The organism is Lentzea sp. NPDC102401 (assembly GCF_044765805.1).
Classification (GTDB): Bacteria; Actinomycetota; Actinomycetes; order Mycobacteriales; family Pseudonocardiaceae; genus Lentzea; species Lentzea sokolovensis.
Genome location: NZ_JBIWKS010000002.1, coordinates 987,532 through 1,007,455, shown reverse-complemented (window position 1 = coordinate 1,007,455; position 19,924 = coordinate 987,532). Strand labels below are relative to the sequence as shown.

Here is a 19,924-nt window from a genome sequence, read left to right as displayed (position 1 = left end):
ATTGCGGCTTATTCACGCACCTTGCGTGCTCGTTATCTCGGCGTTCCGCGCGAGTGCCGCTGCTTCGGCGAGGGTGGGTTGCGCAGCGACTCCCCCGGCCCCGCGGGTCGACAACGCGCCCGCGGCGGCGCCGAGTGCCATGGCGGCGCGGAGATCCCGCTCGTTCAGCCATCCCGCGAGGAAGCCCGCGTCGAACGAGTCGCCGGCGCCGACCGTGTCCACCGGCTCCACGGCAGGTAGACGCACGCTGATCCGTTCCGGCCCTTCCAAAGCGACACAACCGTCCGCGCCCGCCTTGACGACCGGTACGGGTCCGGCGGCCGCGAGCACCGGCAGCGGGTCGGCAGCACCGGTCAGCGCGACCGCCTCGGCCTGGTTGGGCAGCACGAAGGTGCACTGCGCCAACAGGTCCGGGTGCAACGCCCAGCCGCCCGACGGGTCGTCGTTCGTGTCGAGCGAGGTGGTGGCACCGCAACCGCGAGCCGCGCGGAACACCTCGGACAGACCGGCGGCGAGACGGGGTTGCAGGAAGTACGACGCCGAGTGCACGTGCCGGGCCACGACCTCGGGAACGTGCTCGGGCCCGAACGCCGCCAGACATCCCTGCGCCGTCAGGATCGCGCGGTCCCCGCCCGCCCGGTTGAGGCAGACGGTCAACGCCGTCGGCAGGTCCGGGTGGCGGACGCACGCGCTGATGTCGACGCCCGCGGACTTCAGCTCGTCCAGCACGAAGTCGCCCGCCGCGTCCCTGCCGACCATCGCCGCGAGACCGACGGCCAGTCCCAGCCGGGCGGCGCCGTGCGCGACGATGGCCGCCGACCCTCCGAGCGCGAGAACCCCTTGTTCCACCAGCGTTTCCGCCTGGCCGTACGCCGGAGTGCCCGGAGCACCGAAGACGAGCACGTCCGGGTTCGCGTCACCCACGACCAGCAGGTCCAGCATCAGGCGCCTCGCAGGGCAGCGGGCAGCAGGTCTCCGTGCGCGGCCGTCATCGCGGTGACGAGATCGCTGATCTGGTCGACGGTGAGGGCCGCGGCGGTCGCCGGGTCGCACAACGCGGCGTGCCGGACGTGGTCGGGGTTGCCCTCAACGGCCGCGGCCACGGTCAGGTCGACCACGTTGAGGAAGCTCCGGTTCACGGCGGCCAGCTGGCGGGGCAGGTCGCCGACGCGGTGCGGATGCACGCCGAGCCGGTCGAGGGTGGCGGGCACCTCCACCGCGGCGCCCTGCGGCAGGTTGGAGATCAGGCCGTGGTTCGCGACGTTCACCTGGATCGTGCGCTGCCGGCCGGTGACCAGGCTGTGGATCACCTGCGGCGCGTACTCGACCGCGTCGTCGGCCAGCGGAGGCAACGGCTCCCCCGCGGCCAGTGCGTCCCGGGTCTTCTCATACGTCGCAACGTTCTCGGCGCTGATCGTCGCGTAGTCGCGAACCGGGATGCGCAGTCGCTCCACTTCGGACTGGTGCCGCAGGTACCACGGCACGTACTCGGAGGAGTGCTCGCTGGTCTCCGTCGGGTAGCGGCCGAGCCTGCGGTACAGGTCGACGCGCACCCGGCGGGCCAGTTCCGGGTCGGCCGCGATGGCGGCGTCGAGCGCCGGGTAGAGGTCACGACCCTGGTGCTCCCACCGCAGGATCCATGCCTGGTGGTTCACGCCCGCGGACAGGAAGTCGACCTCCTCGTGCGGAACGCCGACGAGTGCGCTCAGGTCGTGGACCGTCCAGTACACCGAGTGACACAGGCCGACCGCCTTCAGCCGCGGCGCGACGGTCGCGAGGTACTGGATGTTCATCGCCATCGGGTTGGTGTAGTTCAGCAACCACGCGTCCGGGCACACCGCGAGCATGTCGGCGGCGAGCCCGTCCAGGAACGGGAAGGTGCGCAGCCCGCGGAAGATCCCGCCGATGCCGAGCGTGTCGCCGATGGTCTGCCGCAGACCGAACGACTCCGGCACGTCGAAGTCCCGCAACGTCGCCGCGTGGCCGCCGATCGCGACCATGTTGACGACGACGTCCGCGCCCTCCAACGCCTCGCGGCGCGACAGCGAGGTGCGGATGTGCGCTCCGCCGGCCAGCCGGGCCAGTGCCGCCGCGACCTCCAGCCGTTCCGGGTCGATGTCGTGCAGCGAGATCGTGCAGCCGGCGAGCTCCGGGAACGTCAGGACGTCGCGGAGGAGCTGGCGGGTGAACTCGACGGAACCCGCGCCCACGAACGCGATGGTGAACATTGATCAGCCTTCCAGTACCCGGATGAGCCGAGCGACCTCGGTGGACATGGCCTCACGTCCGGCACCGAGGTAGCGCCGGGGGTCGACGAGCGTCGGGTGGTCGTCGAGCACGGTCCGCACGCTCGCGGTGAAGTGCTTGTTGAGCTGCGTGGCGATGTTGATCTTCCACATCCCGGAGCGCACGGCGGCGGCGAGGCTCTCGTCGGCGACACCGGACGACCCGTGCAGCACCAGCGGGACCGGCACGGCCTCGCGCAGCAACGCGATCAGCTCGAAGTCGAGCTCGGCGTCGCGGGTCAGCATCGCGTGCGACGAGCCGACCGCGACGGCGAGGAAGTCCACCCCGGTCGCCGCGACGTACGCGGCGGCGTCGTCCGGGTCGGTGCGCACGCCCGGTGCGTGCACCCCGTCCTTCCCGCCGATCTCGCCGAGTTCCGCCTCGACGCCGACACCGGCCTCGTGGCACCGGCGCACGACTTCGGCGGTGCGGGCGACGTTCTCGTCGTGCGAGCACGCGGAGGCGTCGAACATCACCGACCCGAACCCGATCCGCACGGCCTCGTGCACGAGGTCCTCGGACGTCGCGTGGTCGAGGTGCACGGCGATCGGGGTGGACGCGGAAGCGGCGACGGACAGCGCGGCGGCACCGATCGGGCGCAGAGATCCGTGGTAGCGCACGGCGTTCTCGCTGATCTGCAGCACCACGGAAGCACCTGTCTCCTGCGCCGCGGCGGCGATCGCCTCGGCGTGCTCGACCTGGATCACGTTGAACGCGGGCACCGGTGCGGGCCCGCCGATCATCTCTCGAAGCTGGACCAACGGCATTTTCTAGTCCTCGTGAACTTCTCTGGGCGTGATGTCCGCCCGGTGCTGGTCGTAGAAGGCGCGGTCGAAGTCGCCGGCGAGCGGGGCGCGGACGGCCGCGGCCGACAACGCGACCGCTTCGGCGAGGCGTCGCGGCCACGGCAGTTGCCAGGCGGCGACCAGCGCGGCGACGGCGGCGTCACCGGCGCCCGTCGGGTTGCCCGTGATCACCTCGGGCGGAGCCGCCGTCCACACGCCTTCGGTGGTGTACGCGGTCATCCCCTGTGCGCCATCGGACACGAGTGCGGCGACCGCGCCGAGTGCGAGCGGATCGTCCTTTTCGGACGCGGCGGTGAGCTCGCCGCGGTTCGGGGTGATGACGGCGGGCCCCGCGGAGGCTCCCGCCGCCAGCGCGGGCCCGTCCGCGTCCAGCACCACCGGTACGGACGTCGTGCGCACGAGCGTCGCGTAGGCGTCGAGCGGCAGTCCTTTCGGCAGCGACCCGGACAGCACCACGACGTCGGCGACGGCGGCGAGCTCGCGGTAGTGGCCGAGGAACTCCGACCACTCCCCGGACGTGACCGACGGGCCGGGCTCGGCGAAGAGCGTGGCCTGCCCCGACTCGGCGACCACGGTGACCGTGCGCCGGGTCTCTCCCTCGATCGGGAACATGGCTTGCGGCACACCGGAAAGCACCAGGTCGTCGCGCAGCGCCGCACCCGCGCCACCACCCGCCAGTCCCGTGGCGAGCACGGACACACCGAGCGCGTGCAGCACTCGCGCCACGTTGACGCCCTTGCCGCCCGCGCGGACGGCGGCGTCGGTGACGCGGTGGGTGGCGCCCGGCCGCAGCGCGCCGACCCGGTAGGTGACGTCGAGTGCCGCGTTGAGCGTGACGGTCAACGCTCTCATGGCGTGCCGTCGAGGATCACCGACCGGGTCAGGTTGCGCGGGGTGTCGGGGTGCAGTCCCCGCAGCAGCGCCACCTCCACGGCGAGCCGGTGCACCGCGACGAGTTCGGCGAGCGGGTCGCGGTCGCGGGCGATCCACCGGCCGCCGACGCCGGCGACGGCGAGTTCGAGGCCTTCCGGCGCGGTGCCGAACACCCAGACCAGCGAGCCCTCGTCGGTGATCGCGATCGGGCCGTGCCGGTACTCGGCGGCCGGGTAGGACTCGGCCCAGCTCAGTGACGCCTCGCGCATCTTCAGCGCGGCCTCGGCGGCAAGGCCCGTGGTCCAGGGCGCGCCACCGAGGAAGGTGAACTGGTTGCGCTCCACCAGGTCCGAGGTGAGCGGGTCGGCGAGAGCCTGTTCGGCGTCGAGGACCGCGCGCTCCAGGTGTTCACCGAGGTGGGCGCGCAGCAGAACGAGCGCGGTCGTCGCGAACCGCGTCTGGACGACGGAGCGTTCATCGGCGAACTCCAGCGCGACCACCTGGTCGGCGAGTTCGGTGACCGGGGTGCCGGGGGTACCGACGATGGCGGTCGTGGGCACCCGAAGCCGCCGCAGCACGTCGATCACCTCCGTGGTGGTGCCGGACCGGGACAGCGCCACGACGCGGTCGTAGGTGCGGCCGAACGGGAACTCCGAGGCGGCGAACGCGTCGGTCTCGCCCAGTCCCTCGTCCTCCCGCAGCCGGGCGTAGGCCTGGGCCATGAAGAACGACGTGCCACAGCCGACCACCGCGACGCGTTCACCGGGTGCGGGCAGGGCGGCGACGACGGCGGGGTCGGTGGCGAGCGCGATCGCGCGACGCCAGCAGGCGGGTTGGGAGGCGATCTCGGCGGTGGTGTGCAGCTGCGCGGCGGAACTGGTGTGCATGGCGGATTCCTTTGGTTGTTCAGTCACTTGATGCCCGCTGCGGCCACCGACCGCACGAAGAACCGCTGGGCGAAGAAGAAGACGAGCAGGACGGGCAGCTGGCTCAGCACCGTGCCGGCCATGAGCTTCGGCCAGTTGGTGGTGTGCGCGCCCTGGAAGCTCTGCAGTCCCAGTTGGACGGTCATGACCTCCGGGCTCTGCACCGCGATGAGCGGCCACAGGAAGTCGTTCCAGGTCTGCAGGAACGTGAGCACGGCGAGGGTCGCGAGGGTGGGTCGCATCAGCGGCAGCAGTACCTGGAGCAACGTCCGCAGCCTGCTCGCGCCGTCGATCCGCGCGGCCTCCTCCAGTTCCCTGGGCAGGGTCGTGAAGAACTGTCGCATCAGGAACACCCCGAACGCGGTCGCCAGGTTCGGCGCGATCAGCGCACCGAGGGTGTCGATCAGTCCGAGCGACCGCATCATGATCAGCAGCGGCAGCATGACGATCTGGAACGGCACCATCAGCGTCGCGAGCATGAGGACGAACGCGACCCTGTTGCCGAAGAACGGGATGCGTGCGAACGCATAGCCCGCCAGCGAGCAGAGCAGCAGGTTGCCGGCGACGCAGACGACGGACACCACGAAGCTGTTGACCAGCCACGATCCCAGCGGCGCGTCCCGCATCGCCGCGAGGTAGTTCTCCCACTCGATCCCGCTCGGCAGGCCGGGCGGGAAGCGCCGCGACTCCGCCTGGGTGGACACCGACACCAGCAGCATCCACACCAGCGGCGTCACCATGACGACGGAGAGCGGGAACAGGATCAGGTGCAGTGCGCTGGGCCTTCTCATCGAACCTCGTAGTGCGACGTGCGGCGGTTGAACCGCAGCTGGGCCAGGGTGAACACGCCGATGATCAGGAACACCGCGCAGCCGATCGCCGCCGCGTACCCGCCGTCGAAGCTGACGAACGCCTCGTTGTAGAGGTGGTAGACGAGCACGGTGGTCGCGCGCAGCGGTCCGCCCTTGGTCGTCACGTAGACCGCGTCGAAGAGCTGCAGGCCGTTGATCGTGAGCCACACCAGGAGAAAGCCCGTGGCGGGCGCCACCAGCGGCAGTTCGACGTGCCAGAACGACCGGGCCCGCCCGCAGCCGTCCAACGAGGACGCTTCGAGCAGGTCCTTCGGCACGTTCTGCAGCGCCGCCAGGTAGATGATGACCGCGAACCCGAGCCAGCCCCACACCGTCATCGCCACGACGGCGAACAGCGCCTGGCCGGGATCGGAGAAGAACCCCTGTTTCGGCAGTCCCACCGCGTCGAGCGCGGCGTTGACCAGCCCGAACTGCGGGTTCGCCAGCCAGCTGAACATGATGCCGGTCGCGACCGTCGAGGTCACCAGCGGCACGGACACGGCGAGCCGGTAGAACACGACGCCGCGGATCTTCTGGTTGAGCATCACCGCGATCGGCAACGCGAGCGCGAGCGTGATCGGCACGAACAGCACGACGTAGACGAGCGTGCGCCGGGCCGCGTCCCAGAACAGCGGGTCGGCGACGAGCTTGGCGTAGTTGTCGCCGCCCGCGAACGTCCCCGGCGAGGTGAGATCGGTGTGCTGGAAGGACAGCACGATCGACCACACCACCGGCACGAGGCCGAACACGCCGATCAGGATCACCGCGGGCGCGGCGAACCCCCACCCGGCGGTGTGGTCGGCGAGCCGGCGCCGGTCGAGCGTCATGAGCCCGCCAGCGCCTGGTCGACCTCGGTCCGCGCCTGGTCGAGCGCGGCCTGGGGTTCGGCCTGGCCGAGCAGCACCGACTGCACGGCGGTGCCGAGGACCTGCGAGATCTTCGGGTACTGCGGGATGTTCGGCCGCGACTTCGTCACGTTCTTCGCGAGGTTGTCGACGAACACCTTGGTGCCGGGGTACTTCGCCTCGAACTCGGCGTAGCCCGCGAGGTCCACTTCGGACTGCCGGATCGGCAGGTGGCCGGTCTCCAGCGCGAACTCCAGGTGGATCTCCGCCGAGAGCAACCACTTCAGGAACGGCAGCGCGTTCTTGCGGCCGTTCTCACCGAACACGACGAACGTGTCCGGTCCGGCGATCGTCGCGTGGGTGAGGTTGCCGGGCAGGATCTGCACGCCGTAGGACACGTCCTCGTTGATGGAGCCGAGGTCCCACGGGCCGGTCCACAGCATGCCGATGCGGCCGGAGTTGAAGAGGTTGAGGTACTGCTGGTCGCCCGCGTCCAGGTACACCGACTTGTCCGTGACGGCCATGTCGCGCAACAACTGCATGGCCTGCTTGCCGGCGTCGGAGGCGAACGCGGCCTTCTTGCCGTCCGGGGAGAGCAGGTCGCCGCCCGCCTGCCAGAGCAGGGCGAGGAACCGCCAGACGGTGTCCTCGGTGCCGTCGTTGACGTACGCCCAGCCGAACCTGCCGTCGGAGGTGAGCTTCTGCGCGGCGGAACGGAAGTCGTCCCACGTCCAGGACTCGGTCGGGTGCTCGATCTTGGCCTCGTCGAACAGCTTCTTGTTGTAGACGAGCGAGAGGTTGTCGACGAGCGCGGGGACGCCGTAGATCTTCCCGTCCACCGTCGCGGCCTCCCGCCCGGCCGGGAACAGGTCGTCCCAGCCGAACCCGGCGTCGCGCCGCAGGTCCTCGGTCAGGTCCTGGGTCTGCGGACGTCCGGTGAGCCCGGTGATCGAGGAGCCGTACTGGTAGGCGACCTCCGGCGGGTTGCCGGACGCGAACGACGCCAGCGTCTTCTGCAGCGCGTTGTCGTTGCCGCCGTTGAACACCAGCTCCACCTGCTGCTCGGGATGCGTGGTGTTCCAGCGCGCCGCGAGCTTGTCGAACGCGGCGGCCTCCTTGTCGGTGTAGCCGTGCCACACCTTCACCTTGCCGTTCCCGCCGGAGCCCGTTCCGCACGCGGCCGTCATGACGAGCGCGGCACCCATCATGAGCACCGTGCGGCGACTGAGCCCTCTGCCGTCCGCCATGTCGACTCCCTCGCTTCGTGGATGCGGCTGTGTGGTCGCGAACACTAAGCGCGAATCGCTCAAACAAGCAAGAGTTGTGACCGATTGAGATTGCTTACTGGCCCGTTACGCCGGTTCTCGCTAGAGTCGCTCACACTCAATCACCACTTGTGAGCGATCAAGGAGTTTGGCGCCTATGACCTCCCCTGCCCGCGCCCTCACCGTTACCGCGTTGGCCGCAGTCGCGCTGGCTGCCTGCGTGGCCGGCCCCCTGACCTCGGCCGGCCAGGCGGCCGCCGCGGTCGAGCTACCCCCTGTCAACGCCGTGCTCGACTACCAGCTCGGTGCCGCGTACACGCCACCCCGGGGCGTGAACCTCGTGACCCGCGACAGCACGGCCACGACCGCGCCCGGCATCTACAACATCTGTTACGTCAACGGTTTCCAGACACAACCCGGGGACCGCGACGTCTGGCTGAACCAGCGCGGTCACCTGATCCTCAAGGACTCGTCGGGCAAGCCGATCATCGACCCGAACTGGCCGGACGAGTTCCTGCTCGACACGTCGACGTCGGCCAAGCGCACCGAGCTCGCCGGCATCATCGGCGGCACCATCGACCAGTGCGCGACCAAGGGCTTCAAGGCCGTCGAGGTGGACAACCTCGACTCCTACCTGCGGTCCAAGGGCAAGCTGAGCGTGAGCAACAACCTCGCCTACGCGAAGCTGCTCGCCGACCGCTCGCACAACCGCGGCCTCGCCATCGGTCAGAAGAACTCGGCCGAGCAGGCCGCCCGCGGACGCTCCGAGGTCGGTTTCGACTTCGCGGTCTCCGAGGAATGCCACCGCTGGGAAGAGTGCTCGTCCTACTCCGACGTGTACAACGAGCACGTGATGGACATCGAGTACACCGATGACCTGCGCGGCACGTTCGCGGACGTGTGCAACGACCCGGACACCCCTGCCACCACGACGTTGCGCGACCGCTACCTCGTCGGGCCCGGCCAGTCCGGGTACGCGTTCGACCACTGCTGACAGGACCGGGGTGGCGGTGCGCGCCGCCACCCCGGAGTTCATCCGATCAGCACTTCACCCAGTAGTTCGGCGCGGACTGCCGGATCGTGCTGGTGGTGAAGGTGTTCCACAGCCCGAGAGGCTGGTTGGAGCCCAGCGCGTAGGTCTGGCCCAGATTGGCGTAGGCGCGGCCGGCGACGGTGTGGGCGTAGTTGCTCGCGGTGACGCACTGCGAGGTCGGCGGCGTGGTGGTCGTGGTGGTCGTGGTCGTGGTGGGCGGTGGTCCGCTGGTGCTCAGCGCCTTGACCATGTTCACCACGGCGGCCATCTGCGGACCGGTCTTGAGCGCGTACTGCGCCGACTGGTAGCCCCACCAGTCCCAGCAGCCGCGCGGGTTCCCGGTCATCGTGGTGGCCTGCGGATAGAGCACGATCATGTTGTTGGTGTCGGCGTACTCGTTGAGATAGGCCTTGTCCATCAACGCGTTGCCCACCAGACCGTAGTACTGGTAGCAACCGTGCAGCGTCACCATCAACTTGCAGGGTCCGGTGTCGCACGCCCTTGGCACGTAAGCGAAACCCTCGCGTCCCATGCTGATCGACGCCGCGTTGCCGCCGGGCGCGTAGGCGTTCTGGTCGAACTGGACGAGCTTGCCGGACAACGTCGAGGCGGCCGCGTTCACCGGACCGAACAGGTGGCCCAGCATCTCCTTGACCGGGTCGGTCGTCCCGCACTTGTTGACGTACGGCGACGTCGTGACACCGCAGGCGTTCGGGCCGATCGGGCTGACCCACGCGTGCCCGGCCGCGGTGGTGTTGTTGTAGGCGACCCGCGCGCCGAAGTCGCGGTAGTAGGTGGCCAGATCGTCGTTCACCACGCGGTCGACCGTGTCGTCGGCGCTGCCGTGGAACAGCCACACCGGGTCGCCGGAAAGATTCCCCGGAGAGTCGACCGTGCCCGCCGCCGCACGGGTGCGGGTCAGCTGTTCCAGCTCGGCCGGCGTTTTGCGCGGCTGGAAGGTGTCCATGCACGCGAGAAGCGCGGTGTTCACGTTGTTCTGCGCGCAGTCGTAGGCGCCGGCGGAGAAGATGCCCGCGCCCTGGAACACGCTGGAGTACGCGACGTGCAGCTGGTTGGCCAGGTAGCCGCCGGAGGACACACCGCTGACGTAGGTGCCGGTGACGTCGTACTTGGTGAGCGCGCCGGGCTGCGGTGGCGGGACCGCCGCGAGCGAGATCGACAGGGAAGCCGCGGCCAGGCCGGTGGCCGCCGCGAGTGCCACGAGAGCGTTCCTCAATCGCATGTGTTCGCCTCCGTCATTGCAGGCAGGACAGGCATTTGAGGTTAAGAGCCGATAAATGGACCGCACCACGTGTGCCACCGCCACCTTGCCGAGCGGTCAGACGTCGAACGACCCCATTGACAGTAGGTTGACCTCATGCGGACGTTCAGTCAGGTCGACGTGTTCACCGACGAGTTCACGAAGGGCAACGCGCTCGCGGTCGTGCACGACGCCGAGGGGCTGTCCACGGCGGAGATGGCGGCGTTCGCGAACTGGACGAACCTCGCCGAGACCACGTTCCTGCTGCCTGCGACCGACCCCGCCGCCGACTACCGGGTGCGGATCTTCACGGTGAGCCGCGAGTTGCCGTTCGCGGGCCATCCGACGCTCGGATCCGCCCACGCGTGGCTGACCGCCGGGAACACCCCGCGCGACCCCGATCGGCTGGTGCAGGAGTGCGGCGCCGGGCTGGTCGAGGTGCGCCGCGACGGTGCCCGGCTGGCGTTCGCCGCTCCCCCGCTCCTGCGCGGCGGACCGGTGGAGAACGTGGGCGACCTGGCGGCGGCGCTGGCGATCGAGCCGGAGGAGATCGTGGACGCGCAGTGGGCCGACAACGGGCCGGGCTGGGTCGCGGTGCTGCTGCGTTCCGCGGCCGACGTGCTGGCGGTGCGGCCCGACCACCAGCGGTTCGGCGAGTTCACGGGCATCGGGGTGGTCGGACCGCACCCCGATGGTGCCGACGTGGCGTTCGAGGTGCGGGCGTTCGTCGACGAGGGCGGCCGGTTCGAGGAGGATCCGGTGACGGGCAGCCTCAACGCCTCGATCGCCCAGTGGTTGATTCCGGCGGGGATCGCACCGCAGACTTATGTCGCGGCCCAGGGCACCGTGCTCGGGCGCCGCGGGCGAGTCCACCTCTCGCAGGCCGGCGGCGAGATCTGGGTCGGCGGGAACACCGTGGTCGGCGTCACAGGACAGGTGGCGCTGTGATCGTCCTTTGAGGATCCGTACCCACTTCGCGGGCGTGTCAAACGTTGTTCCTGATCGGCTTCTGGTGAGACACTCGGGTCGTGGTCACGGTTTCGAGCTGGTTGCGTTCGCCGTGTCCCGCGCTGGTCGTTGACGCCGTCGGTGCGGTGCACGGCATGAACGACGCAGCCAAGTCTCTCTTCCCGGAACAGGTCGTACCGCCTCAGTGGCGGCACGGCGAGTCCGTGCACGTCGCAGAACGCAGCTATGCCGCGCACCGGGTCGACAACGAGGACGGCTCGGTCACCTGGTGGTTGCTCGACGAGACCGACCTGCTGCTGGAACGGGAACGGGCCGCGCTGCTGTCGCGGATGTCCAGCGCCCTGATGACGTCGCTCAACCCCGAGCGGTGCATGACCGTCGTCGCCGAACTCGCCGCCGCGCACCTCGCGGACGAGGCGCTGGTGATCGCCCCCCAGTCCGACCACGGCCACCCCGTCACGCGCTGCCTGCGCGGCGAGTCGCCGACGTACGAGCTGCAGCACGTCGACGTCGAGGAGGTCGTCGGGCTCAGCGAGGCGCTGCGCGGTTTCCCGCCGGTGCCGTCGCGCTGGATCGACCCGACCGCGGCGCCGGGCTGGCTGGCGCAGGACGTGGTGTCGATCGTCGTCACTCCCCTGCCGGGCCACGGCGTGCCGGCCGGCGCGTTGATACTCATCCGGCGGGACAAGCACTTCACCGACGACGAGGAGACGTTCGCGCGGCTGTTCGCCTCGCGGGCGGGCGTGGCCATCTCGGCGGCGAGCCTGTTCACCCAGCAGGCCGTGATCACCGATCGGCTCACGCGTGACCTGCTGCCGCCCGTGCTGCGCCGCTACGAGAAGGTCGAGCTGGCCGGGCGCTACCGTGCGGCGGGCGAGACCGAACGCGTCGGCGGCGACTTCTACGACGTGCACGAACTGCCGGACGACGAGCTGTTCGTCGTGCTCGGCGACGTGTGCGGCAAGGGACTCGACGCGGCGGCGCAGACCGGCAAGGTCCGCACGGCCGTGCACGCGCTTCTGCAGGTGGTGACCGACCACGACAAGGTGCTGCACGCCCTCAACCAGGCGCTGCTCACGACGGACCAGTCCCGCTTCATCACGACGGTCGTGGGCACCGTGCGGCCCGTCGACGAAGGTCTGCGGGTGACGCTGACCTCGGGCGGGCACCTGCCGCCGTTGATCGTGCGGGCGAACGGCACGGTCGAGGCGGCCAGGACCAAGGGCACGCTCGTCGGCATCCTGCCGCGGATCGTGACGGCGACCGACGAGGTCCTGCTGGCGCCCGGCGACTCGTGCCTGCTCTACACCGACGGCATCACCGAGGCCAACGGCGGCCCGCTGGGCGACGAGGAGTTCGGCGAGGACCGCCTGCGCCGCGCTCTCACGGCCTGCGGCGGCATGCCTGCCGAGGCACTGGTCGAACACGTGCACATGCTCGCCGCGCAATGGGTCGGCTGCGGCACGCACGACGACATGGCGGTTCTCGCGATCACCGCGCCCCGCAGGAGGTCCTCGTGAAGGCGGTCGACGCCCTGTGGGAGGCCGCGCTCGACGGCGACGAGCACCGCGCGACCGACGTGGTGCTCGAAGCGGCCGCCGAGCACGGCCACGAGGTCGTGCTGCTCGACGTGGTCGGCGCGGTGCAGCACCGGGTCGGCCGCGAGTGGGCCGCGAACCGGATCAGCGTGGCGCAGGAGCACGCGATCACGGCGATCAACGACCGCGCGGTCTCCGCGTTGTCGATCACCAGGCCCCGCCGGGAAGCGACCCACGGGCGCGTGACGGTGGCGTGCGTGGACGGCGAGTGGCACGCGTTGCCCGCGCGGTTGCTGGCGGAAGTGTTGGCGTTGCGCGGTTTCGCCGTCGACTACCTGGGCGCGCAGGTTCCGGCGCCGCACCTCATCACGTACCTGCACCGCACGAGTCCGGACGTGGTGGCGCTGTCCAGTTCGATCGCGACCCGGCTGCCGGTGGCGCACGCGACGATGACGGCGTGCCAGGCGACGGGTGTGCCGGTGATGGTGGGCGGCGCCGCGTTCGGTGTGGACGGCGTGTACGCGCGGCGGTTCGGTGCGAACGCGTGGGCCGCCGACGCCCGGTCCGCCGCGGACATGCTGCTGTCCCAAACGATTCGGCCGCCGTCCGCGCCGCACCAGCCCGTCGACGACCTGCCGCACCTCGCGGACCAGGAGTACACGCTGGTGACCCGCAGCGCCCGCGACCTCGTGCGGTCGGTGTACCGCGGCCTTGAGGAACGAGTGCCCGCCATGGGGTCCTACACCGACGAACAGCGGCAGCACACGGCCGAGGATCTCGCGCACATCGTGGAGTACCTGGCGACCGCGCTGTACGTGGACGACGACTCGTTGTTCCGCGACTTCCTCTCCTGGACCGGCGAGGTGCTCAACGCCCGCGGGGTGCCGGCGCAGGTGCTGGAACCCGCACTGGACCTACTCTCAGTACAACTTCGGGACTTTCCACGCGCCCAGCGGATGCTCGCTGCACCCGATCGGTCACTGCCCGTGTGATTCCTTTGTGGACGGACAACGCACACTCGGTGTGTTCGCCTGATCGCACAACGTTTTCCCTGGTACCAGTGTCCACTGCGGTCTTGTGTCGCATAGATTCGAAATGTTTTCATCTCCGCCATGGACATGGGGACGCTCACACCGATCGCTGCCTACGTCGTCGCGGTCCTCGGCTCGGTGCTCGGTCTCCTGTCCGCTGAACGCGCGCGAAACGCGAACAGGACGACACGGAACTGGTGGATCGCCGTGGCCGCGGTGTCGATCGGCGGGCTCGGCATCTGGGGCATGCACTTCACCGCGATGCTCGGCACCTGGATGGGCGCGAACGTCTCCTACGACATCCCGATCACGTTGCTGAGCATGGTCGTCGCCATCGTGGTGGTGGCCGCCGGCCTGTTCCTGGTGCGGCGCTACGGCGTGGACGGCGACACGCGCTTCTGGCCGCTCGCCGCCGGCGGGCTCGTCACCGGCCTCGGCGTCGCCGCGATGCACTACACCGGCATGGCCGCGATCGTGATCAACGCCGACGTCTCCTACAACATCGGCCTCGTGGCGGTCTCCATCGTGATCGCCGTGGTCGCCTCGACCGTCGCGCTGTGGTTCACGCGGAAGGTCAGTGGCTTCGCCGCCGTCATCGGCGCCGCCCTGGTGATGGGCGTGGCCGTCACCGGCATGCACTACACCGGCATGTACGCGATGAGCATGGCGCACGACCACAGCGCGTCGATCGTCGTCGGCAACTCGCAGGAGCTGATCACGTCGCTGATCATCGGCGGCGCCGGTGTCAGCGTGATCATCATCTTCCTGCTCGCCCTCACGTCCAACGACGAGGAAGGCAGCGAGGAGGCCGAGCTGCTCGCCCGCGTCATGCGGCGGACCAGCGAACGCTGAGCTACTTGAGGTGCACGAGCACCATGCCGTCGTTGCCGGGCGCGACCTCGACCCGCCGGTAGAGCTTCTTGACGTGCGGCTGCTTCAGCATCGCTAGCACGCGGGCCTTGAGCTTGCCCGACCCCTTGCCCGTGATGATCTCGACCAGCGGCACCTTCTGCCCGGCCGCCCGGAACAGCACGGCGCGGACGGTCTGGGCGATGTCCTGGTCGCTGCGGAAGATCGGGTGCAGGTCGACGGTCAGCTTGTCCGGCACGCCGTTCATTCTGCCGCAGCGGTCCCACAACGCCAGTCCCGCCAGCGCCCCGCCCGCGGTGACGGCGCAGGCGACCACCACGGCAGCGTGCAGCGACAACGTTTGCGCGAGCAGAGGTCCGGCCAGCGCGCCGATCAACGTCGCCAACGCCTCCGCCGACAGGAAGACCGCGCTGATCCGCCCGAGTGCCTCGTTCGGCACCACCCGCTGCAAAGCCGTCTGCGGGGTCACCAGGGTCATCGAGCCGAACACGCCGATCGCGACGGCGGCGGGCAACGCGACGACCAACGAGGTCGAGCTGAAGAGCACGAAGAACGCCACAGCGGTCGCCAGCTGGGTCGCCGCGAGCAGATACCGGGGCTGAACCCGGTCGACCAGCCTGCGGATCGCCACCGCGCCGAGCAGGAACCCGACGCCGAGCGCGGACACGACGAGCCCGATCTGTTCGGTGCCACCGAGTTCCTGGATCCCGAACGGCACGAGCAGCGCGCTCAGCGCGGCGTTGGCCGCCAGGAAGATCGCCGTCAACGGCAGCAGCACCACCGCGATCGGCAAGCTCCGCAGCACCTTCCACCCGTCGGCGAGATCGACCGGAGCCCGCTTCCCCACCGAACCCCGGCGGCGGGTCGTCAGCGCGATCGCGGCCGCCGAGACGAGGTAGCTCGCGATGTCGATCCAGATGAGCGCCTGGAAGCTCGTGAGCGTCATGATCGCGGCGCCGAGCGGTGGCGCGACGAGACGGACCGTGCCGTCGGTGAACGCGTTGAGCGAGTTCGCGCTGCTCAGCCCGCTGCCCGTGCCGACGACGACCGGGATGTGCGCTTGCGCGGCCGGGCGGAACAGCACGGCGCCGGTGCTCTCGGCGATCAGCGCGGCGTAGACCAGCCAGAGCGAGTGCCCGGCCGTGGCGAACAACATCAGCGTGACCGCCAGCGAGCGGAACAGGTCCGCGGCGATCATCACCCGCCTGCGGTCCCAGCGGTCGGTCAGCACGCCCGCGATCGGGCCGAGCAGCAACGGCGGCAGGTACTCGGCGACGAGCGTCAGGCCGGTCGCGAGCAGCGAACCGGTGAGCGCGTAAACGTGCGCCGGGATGGCGATCACCAGCAGCCACGAGCCCAGCAGGCTCACCGCTCGCCCGGTCCACAGCAACCGGAAATCTCTGATCTTGAGTGCTTCGAGCACCGCTACCCCCAAGGTAGTAGTACCGACAGCATAAGAACGTCACATGGGGCGTTCTGATCACTGGCTGCTGATGCTCGCCACCAGGTTGATCGTCGTGGCCAGCACACCGGTGCCGAACAGGTACGACAGCAAGGCGTGCTTCAGGGCCGTGCGGCGCATCTCGCGGCCGGACAGGCTCGTGTCGGACACCTGGAACGTCATGCCGATGCTGAACGCGACGTACGCGAAGTCGCCGTAGTCCGGCGGTTCGGACTGGTTGAAGTCGATGCCGCCGTCCGCGCCGTAGTAGTAGAGCCGGGCGTAGCGCAACGTGAAGATCGTGTGCACCACAGCCCATGACAGCACCACGGACAGCACGCCGAGGCCGACGCGCAGCAGTTCGGACGCGCCGGTCGTGTGTGCCGCACGGGCTAGTACGAAGCCCACGGACACGAGGCTCGCCAACGCGGCTACGAGCAGCACCACCTCGGCGACGCGGCGGGTCGGGTCGTTGCGGACGGCGTGCTGGGCGGTCTTCTCGGCGTCCATCGGCCAGATGACCATCCACGCCCGCACGAGGTACACGAGCGTTGCGACGTCCCAGCCGACCAGCAGGCCGAACTCGCCGTGGCCGGTGACCGTGACGGCGAGGCCGCTGACGAGACCTGCCGCCACCGCGACCACGATCTTGGTGCGATCCAGCACGACACCGTCCGGCATCGGGCGGGACGGCAGGTCAGCCATGCAAGGCCGCGTCCAGATCCAGGTACAGGTCCAGCGTCTCGTTCAGGGTGGTGGCCTTGAGCGCCCGCAGCACGCTTCCCCTCGGCGACACCAGGCGCAACGGGATGCCGCTGTCCTCGCCGCGCTGGTGGAACTCCACGAGCGCGGAGAGTCCGATGGACGCGAAGAACTCGACGTCGCTGAGGTCCAGCACGACGGGGAGACCCACGCCGAACGCCTCGGTCAGCTTGGCGCGCAACAGATCCGCGGTGTACGAGTCGACCTCGCCCTCGGCGCGCAGCACGACGGCGTTCGGGAGCTGCTCCGACTCGACCTTCAACAGTGCCTCGTCCATCTCACGCCTCCCAAGCCTGCGTCAGTGCGCGCCCGAACAGCTCGACGGGCTGGGCGCCGGACACGGCCACACGTTCGCCGACGACCACGAACGGCACGCCCGAGACGCCGATGTCACGAGCGCGCTGCTCGTCGGCGCGCACCTCGTCGGCATAGGCGGCGGGGTCTTCGAGGACGGTCTTGACGTCGGCGGCGTCGAGCCCGGCCTCGGTGGCGATCTCGGTCAGCGACTCCGGCGTGAACAGCGAACGCGCCTGCGCGAAGTTGGCGCGCAGCACGGCGTCGAGGACCTCGTGCCCGATGCCCTTCTCCCCCGCCAGGTGCAGCAGCCGGTGCACGTCGAACGTGTTGCCGACCTCGCGGTCGAGCCGGTACTCGAGGCCCTCGTCGCGCGCGAGCTGGGCGACGGACTCCTCCATCTCGGCGGCACGCGGGCCGAACTTGGCGGCGAGCATGTCCTGCACGGACTCGACGCCGGTCTTGGCGGGATCCAGCTCGAACGCGCGGTGCACCACGGTGATCTCCGCACGGTGCTCGAAACCGGCCAGCGCTTTCTCGAAGCGCGCCCTGCCGATGTAGCACCACGGACAAATGACGTCAGCCCAGAACTCGACCTGCATCGTTCGATCATGTCATGCCCCGCCCGCGCCGTCCCTTCAGAAACGATAATCGTTGTCATGTAGGCTGCGGACCATGGCAGCACGAGTCGTATTGGTAGCGGGGTTCACCCACCACGACGTGGCCGACGAACTCTGGCGGGCGTCACCGGAGTCGTCGCTGGTCAGGCATGATCTGAGCAGCCTGGCCGAGGGGGTGGTGCGGCGGTGGGCGGACGGCCGGCTCACCGTCCTGGAGCTCGCGCACGGGTGCGTCTCGTGCACGTTGCGGCTGGACCTCGTTCCGTTGCTCGAAGGGCTGGACGGGCGCGTGATCGTGCAGTTGGACCCGATGCTCGAACCGGAGGCCGTCTGCTTCGCGCTGAGTGGGACCGAGGTGGAGATCGAGGCCGTCGTGACGGTCGTCGACACCGCCACCTGGCTCGACGACGCGACCGGCGCCGACTCGCTCGCCGACCGGGGCATGCGCGCGGCCGAGGGCGACGAGCGGATGGTCGCGCAGGTCGTGGTCGGACAGGCGGAGTTCGCGGACGCGCTGGTGCTGACCGGTCCGGGCGACCCGGTGCTCACCGCCGTGCTCGACCGGCTCTCCCCCGACGCCCCGCGTCAGCAGCTGTCCGAACTCGACGTCGTCTCCTTGCTCGCCGCGATTCCCGTCGACGCACGGCGCGGCGAGATCGACGACGGTTTCGGGTCGCTGCTGTACGGGCGGCCGTCGCTGGAACCGGCGCACGGCGTGTCCGTCGTCCACTTCACCGACCGGCGCCCGTTCCACCCGATGCGACTGCACAACTGCATCGACGTGCTGCTCGACGGCGTGGTGCGGGTGCGCGGCCGGGTGTGGGTGGCGAGCCAGCCCGACGCGGCGCTGTGGCTGGAGTCCGCGGGCGGCGGGTTGCGCGTGGGCAACCTGGGGCCGTGGGAGGGCGACCGCGATCAGGAGCTCGTCGTGATCACCACCTCCGCGGACGCCGCTCAGATCGCCGCGAAGCTGCGGTCCGCCCTGGTCACCGACGAGGAACTGGGACTGATCACCGAACTCGACTTCGCCGACCCGTTCGCCGAGTGGCACGAGGAGCTGGAACTCTGATGCGCACCCCCGTGACCGTGCTGTCCGGTTTTCTGGGCTCCGGCAAGACGACGCTGCTCAACCACGTGCTCACCAACCGCGAGGGCAGGCGGGTGGCGGTGATCGTGAACGACATGAGCGAGGTCAACATCGACGCGGCGCTGATCGACCGCACCGTCGAACGCCTCGTCGAGCTCACGAACGGCTGCATCTGCTGCACGTTGCGGGAGGACCTGCTCGACAGCGTCGGCGAGCTGGCGCGCTCGGGCCGGTTCGACACGATCCTGGTCGAGTCGACGGGCGTCTCCGAGCCGATGCCGGTGGCGGCGACGTTCGACTGGACCTTCGAGGACGGCACTAGCCTGTCCGATCACGCGCGGCTCGACACGATGGTGACGCTGGTGGACGCGGAGGGGTTCCTGCGCGGACTGGCCGCCGGTGAGGTCTCGGACCTGCTGGTGGACCAGGTGGAGTTCGCGAACGTGCTGGTGGTGAACAAGACCGACCTCGTCACCGCGGATCGGCTCGCGACGCTCGACGCCGTGCTGCGACGCCTCAACCCGTCCGCCCGCCTGCTGCACACGCGCAACGGCGTCGTGGAACTGGCCGACGTGCTCGGCACCGGCTCGTACGACCCGATCACCGCCGCGCAGGCACCGGGCTGGGCTCAGGAGCTGGCCGGCGGGCACACCCCGGAGACCGAGGAGTACGGGATCAGGTCCGTCACCTACCGCGCGTCACGGCCGTTCCACCCCGCCCGGCTCGTGGAGGCGCTGGCGGACTGGGAAGGCGTGTTGCGCAGCAAGGGTTTCTGCCACATCGCGTCCAGGCCGGACGTGCTGGCCGTGTGGTCGCAGGCCGGTCCCAACCTCGTCATCGAACCCGGTCAGCTGCTCGACGCACCCAGCGCACGCCAGGAGTTGGTGTTCATCGGGGTGGACCTCGACGTGACGGAGCCCGCTCAGCGCCTGGATCCCGCGCTGCTCACCGACTCCGAGCTCGCGGCAGGGCCGGAGGTGTGGCGGACGTTCGCCGATCCGTTGCCGGAGTGGGACTTCAGCGACCTGCACGACCACGCGATGACGACCAGCGTCACCAGCGCGAACGCCGGGTAGGCCCAGCCGGCCAGCGACAGCCGGCCGGGCCGGCTGATCGTCCAGATCGTCGGCTGCCGGTCCAGCTGGAACGCGATCACGTCCAGGAAC

Annotated in this window: 20 protein-coding genes; 7 read left to right on the top strand and 13 right to left on the bottom strand. The window is 69.8% G+C overall.

Annotated features, from left to right (window positions below; all coding sequences use genetic code 11):
* Positions 1-12 precede the first annotated feature (12 nt).
* Genes ACIRG5_RS10165 through ACIRG5_RS10130 form a run of 8 tightly spaced genes read right to left on the bottom strand, consistent with a single transcriptional unit; the run spans position 13 to position 7,834 of the window.
* The gene (locus tag ACIRG5_RS10165) at positions 13-942 is read right to left on the bottom strand and encodes a carbohydrate kinase family protein (protein WP_402902880.1); all 930 of its coding nucleotides are present in this window, start codon (positions 940-942) and stop codon (positions 13-15) included.
* Entirely contained in the window at positions 942-2,228 is a 1,287-nt protein-coding gene (locus ACIRG5_RS10160) for an alpha-glucosidase/alpha-galactosidase (RefSeq protein WP_402902877.1), read from the bottom strand. Before ACIRG5_RS10160 ends, ACIRG5_RS10165 begins: the two co-directional genes overlap by 1 nt.
* A gap of 3 nt (positions 2,229-2,231) precedes the next feature.
* Positions 2,232-3,053: a ketose-bisphosphate aldolase gene (locus ACIRG5_RS10155; protein ID WP_402902875.1), complete on the bottom strand. Its 822-nt coding sequence runs from the start codon at positions 3,051-3,053 to the stop codon at positions 2,232-2,234.
* Between the two features lie 3 nt (positions 3,054-3,056).
* Positions 3,057-3,944, bottom strand: a complete 888-nt coding sequence (locus ACIRG5_RS10150; protein WP_402902872.1) for a 1-phosphofructokinase family hexose kinase — start codon at positions 3,942-3,944, stop codon at positions 3,057-3,059.
* On the bottom strand, positions 3,941-4,852 hold the full coding sequence (locus ACIRG5_RS10145; RefSeq protein ID WP_402902869.1) for an SIS domain-containing protein: 912 nt from the start codon (positions 4,850-4,852) through the stop codon (positions 3,941-3,943). Before ACIRG5_RS10145 ends, ACIRG5_RS10150 begins: the two co-directional genes overlap by 4 nt.
* Before the next feature lie 23 nt (positions 4,853-4,875).
* Entirely contained in the window at positions 4,876-5,682 is an 807-nt protein-coding gene (locus tag ACIRG5_RS10140; RefSeq protein ID WP_360033560.1) for a carbohydrate ABC transporter permease, read from the bottom strand.
* Positions 5,679-6,569, bottom strand: a complete 891-nt coding sequence (locus tag ACIRG5_RS10135) for a sugar ABC transporter permease (protein ID WP_319972966.1) — start codon at positions 6,567-6,569, stop codon at positions 5,679-5,681. The genes ACIRG5_RS10140 and ACIRG5_RS10135 overlap by 4 nt, the downstream gene beginning before the upstream one ends.
* A complete protein-coding gene (locus ACIRG5_RS10130) occupies positions 6,566-7,834 on the bottom strand; it encodes an ABC transporter substrate-binding protein (protein ID WP_402902864.1) in 1,269 nt (422 codons plus the stop codon). Before ACIRG5_RS10130 ends, ACIRG5_RS10135 begins: the two co-directional genes overlap by 4 nt.
* A 175-nt stretch (positions 7,835-8,009) precedes the next feature.
* Here ACIRG5_RS10130 and ACIRG5_RS10125 point away from each other — a divergent pair, with 175 nt between their 5' ends.
* Complete coding sequence (locus ACIRG5_RS10125) at positions 8,010-8,846, top strand: endo alpha-1,4 polygalactosaminidase (RefSeq protein ID WP_402902861.1); 837 nt, start codon at positions 8,010-8,012, stop codon at positions 8,844-8,846.
* Between the two features lie 46 nt (positions 8,847-8,892).
* Here the strand turns inward: ACIRG5_RS10125 and ACIRG5_RS10120 are convergent, their stop codons facing one another.
* Entirely contained in the window at positions 8,893-10,128 is a 1,236-nt protein-coding gene (locus ACIRG5_RS10120) for a hypothetical protein (protein ID WP_402902858.1), read from the bottom strand.
* A 135-nt stretch (positions 10,129-10,263) separates the two neighbouring features.
* Here ACIRG5_RS10120 and ACIRG5_RS10115 point away from each other — a divergent pair, with 135 nt between their 5' ends.
* The 4 genes from ACIRG5_RS10115 (at position 10,264) to ACIRG5_RS10100 (ending at position 14,536) form a co-directional block, all read left to right on the top strand.
* Positions 10,264-11,094 (top strand): PhzF family phenazine biosynthesis protein, encoded by an 831-nt coding sequence (locus ACIRG5_RS10115; RefSeq protein ID WP_402902855.1) that lies wholly within the window; start codon positions 10,264-10,266, stop codon positions 11,092-11,094.
* An 80-nt stretch (positions 11,095-11,174) separates the two neighbouring features.
* Positions 11,175-12,635, top strand: coding sequence for a PP2C family protein-serine/threonine phosphatase (locus ACIRG5_RS10110; protein ID WP_402902853.1), 1,461 nt, complete (start codon positions 11,175-11,177; stop codon positions 12,633-12,635).
* On the top strand, positions 12,632-13,645 hold the full coding sequence (locus ACIRG5_RS10105) for a B12-binding domain-containing protein (protein WP_402902850.1): 1,014 nt from the start codon (positions 12,632-12,634) through the stop codon (positions 13,643-13,645). The genes ACIRG5_RS10110 and ACIRG5_RS10105 overlap by 4 nt, the downstream gene beginning before the upstream one ends.
* A 120-nt stretch (positions 13,646-13,765) precedes the next feature.
* Positions 13,766-14,536, top strand: coding sequence for an MHYT domain-containing protein (locus ACIRG5_RS10100; RefSeq protein WP_402902847.1), 771 nt, complete (start codon positions 13,766-13,768; stop codon positions 14,534-14,536).
* 1 nt (position 14,537) lies between these two features.
* On the opposite strand, the gene ACIRG5_RS10095 is transcribed toward ACIRG5_RS10100, so the two are convergent.
* From ACIRG5_RS10095 to ACIRG5_RS10080, 4 genes are read right to left on the bottom strand one after another with little or no spacing between them, the layout of a single operon-like run.
* The gene (locus ACIRG5_RS10095; RefSeq protein WP_402902844.1) at positions 14,538-15,977 is read right to left on the bottom strand and encodes an MFS transporter; all 1,440 of its coding nucleotides are present in this window, start codon (positions 15,975-15,977) and stop codon (positions 14,538-14,540) included.
* Between the two features lie 57 nt (positions 15,978-16,034).
* Positions 16,035-16,700: a DUF1345 domain-containing protein gene (locus tag ACIRG5_RS10090; RefSeq protein WP_402902842.1), complete on the bottom strand. Its 666-nt coding sequence runs from the start codon at positions 16,698-16,700 to the stop codon at positions 16,035-16,037.
* The gene (locus tag ACIRG5_RS10085; RefSeq protein ID WP_402902839.1) at positions 16,693-17,034 is read right to left on the bottom strand and encodes an STAS domain-containing protein; all 342 of its coding nucleotides are present in this window, start codon (positions 17,032-17,034) and stop codon (positions 16,693-16,695) included. The genes ACIRG5_RS10090 and ACIRG5_RS10085 overlap by 8 nt, the downstream gene beginning before the upstream one ends.
* 1 nt (position 17,035) lies before the next feature.
* Entirely contained in the window at positions 17,036-17,653 is a 618-nt protein-coding gene (locus ACIRG5_RS10080; RefSeq protein WP_402902836.1) for a DsbA family oxidoreductase, read from the bottom strand.
* 73 nt (positions 17,654-17,726) lie between these two features.
* On the opposite strand from ACIRG5_RS10080, the gene ACIRG5_RS10075 reads away from it, so the two are divergent.
* A complete protein-coding gene (locus ACIRG5_RS10075; protein ID WP_402902833.1) occupies positions 17,727-18,740 on the top strand; it encodes a GTP-binding protein in 1,014 nt (337 codons plus the stop codon).
* Entirely contained in the window at positions 18,740-19,834 is a 1,095-nt protein-coding gene (locus ACIRG5_RS10070) for a GTP-binding protein (RefSeq protein WP_402902831.1), read from the top strand. The genes ACIRG5_RS10075 and ACIRG5_RS10070 overlap by 1 nt, the downstream gene beginning before the upstream one ends.
* The last annotated feature ends 90 nt before the right edge of the window (positions 19,835-19,924 follow it).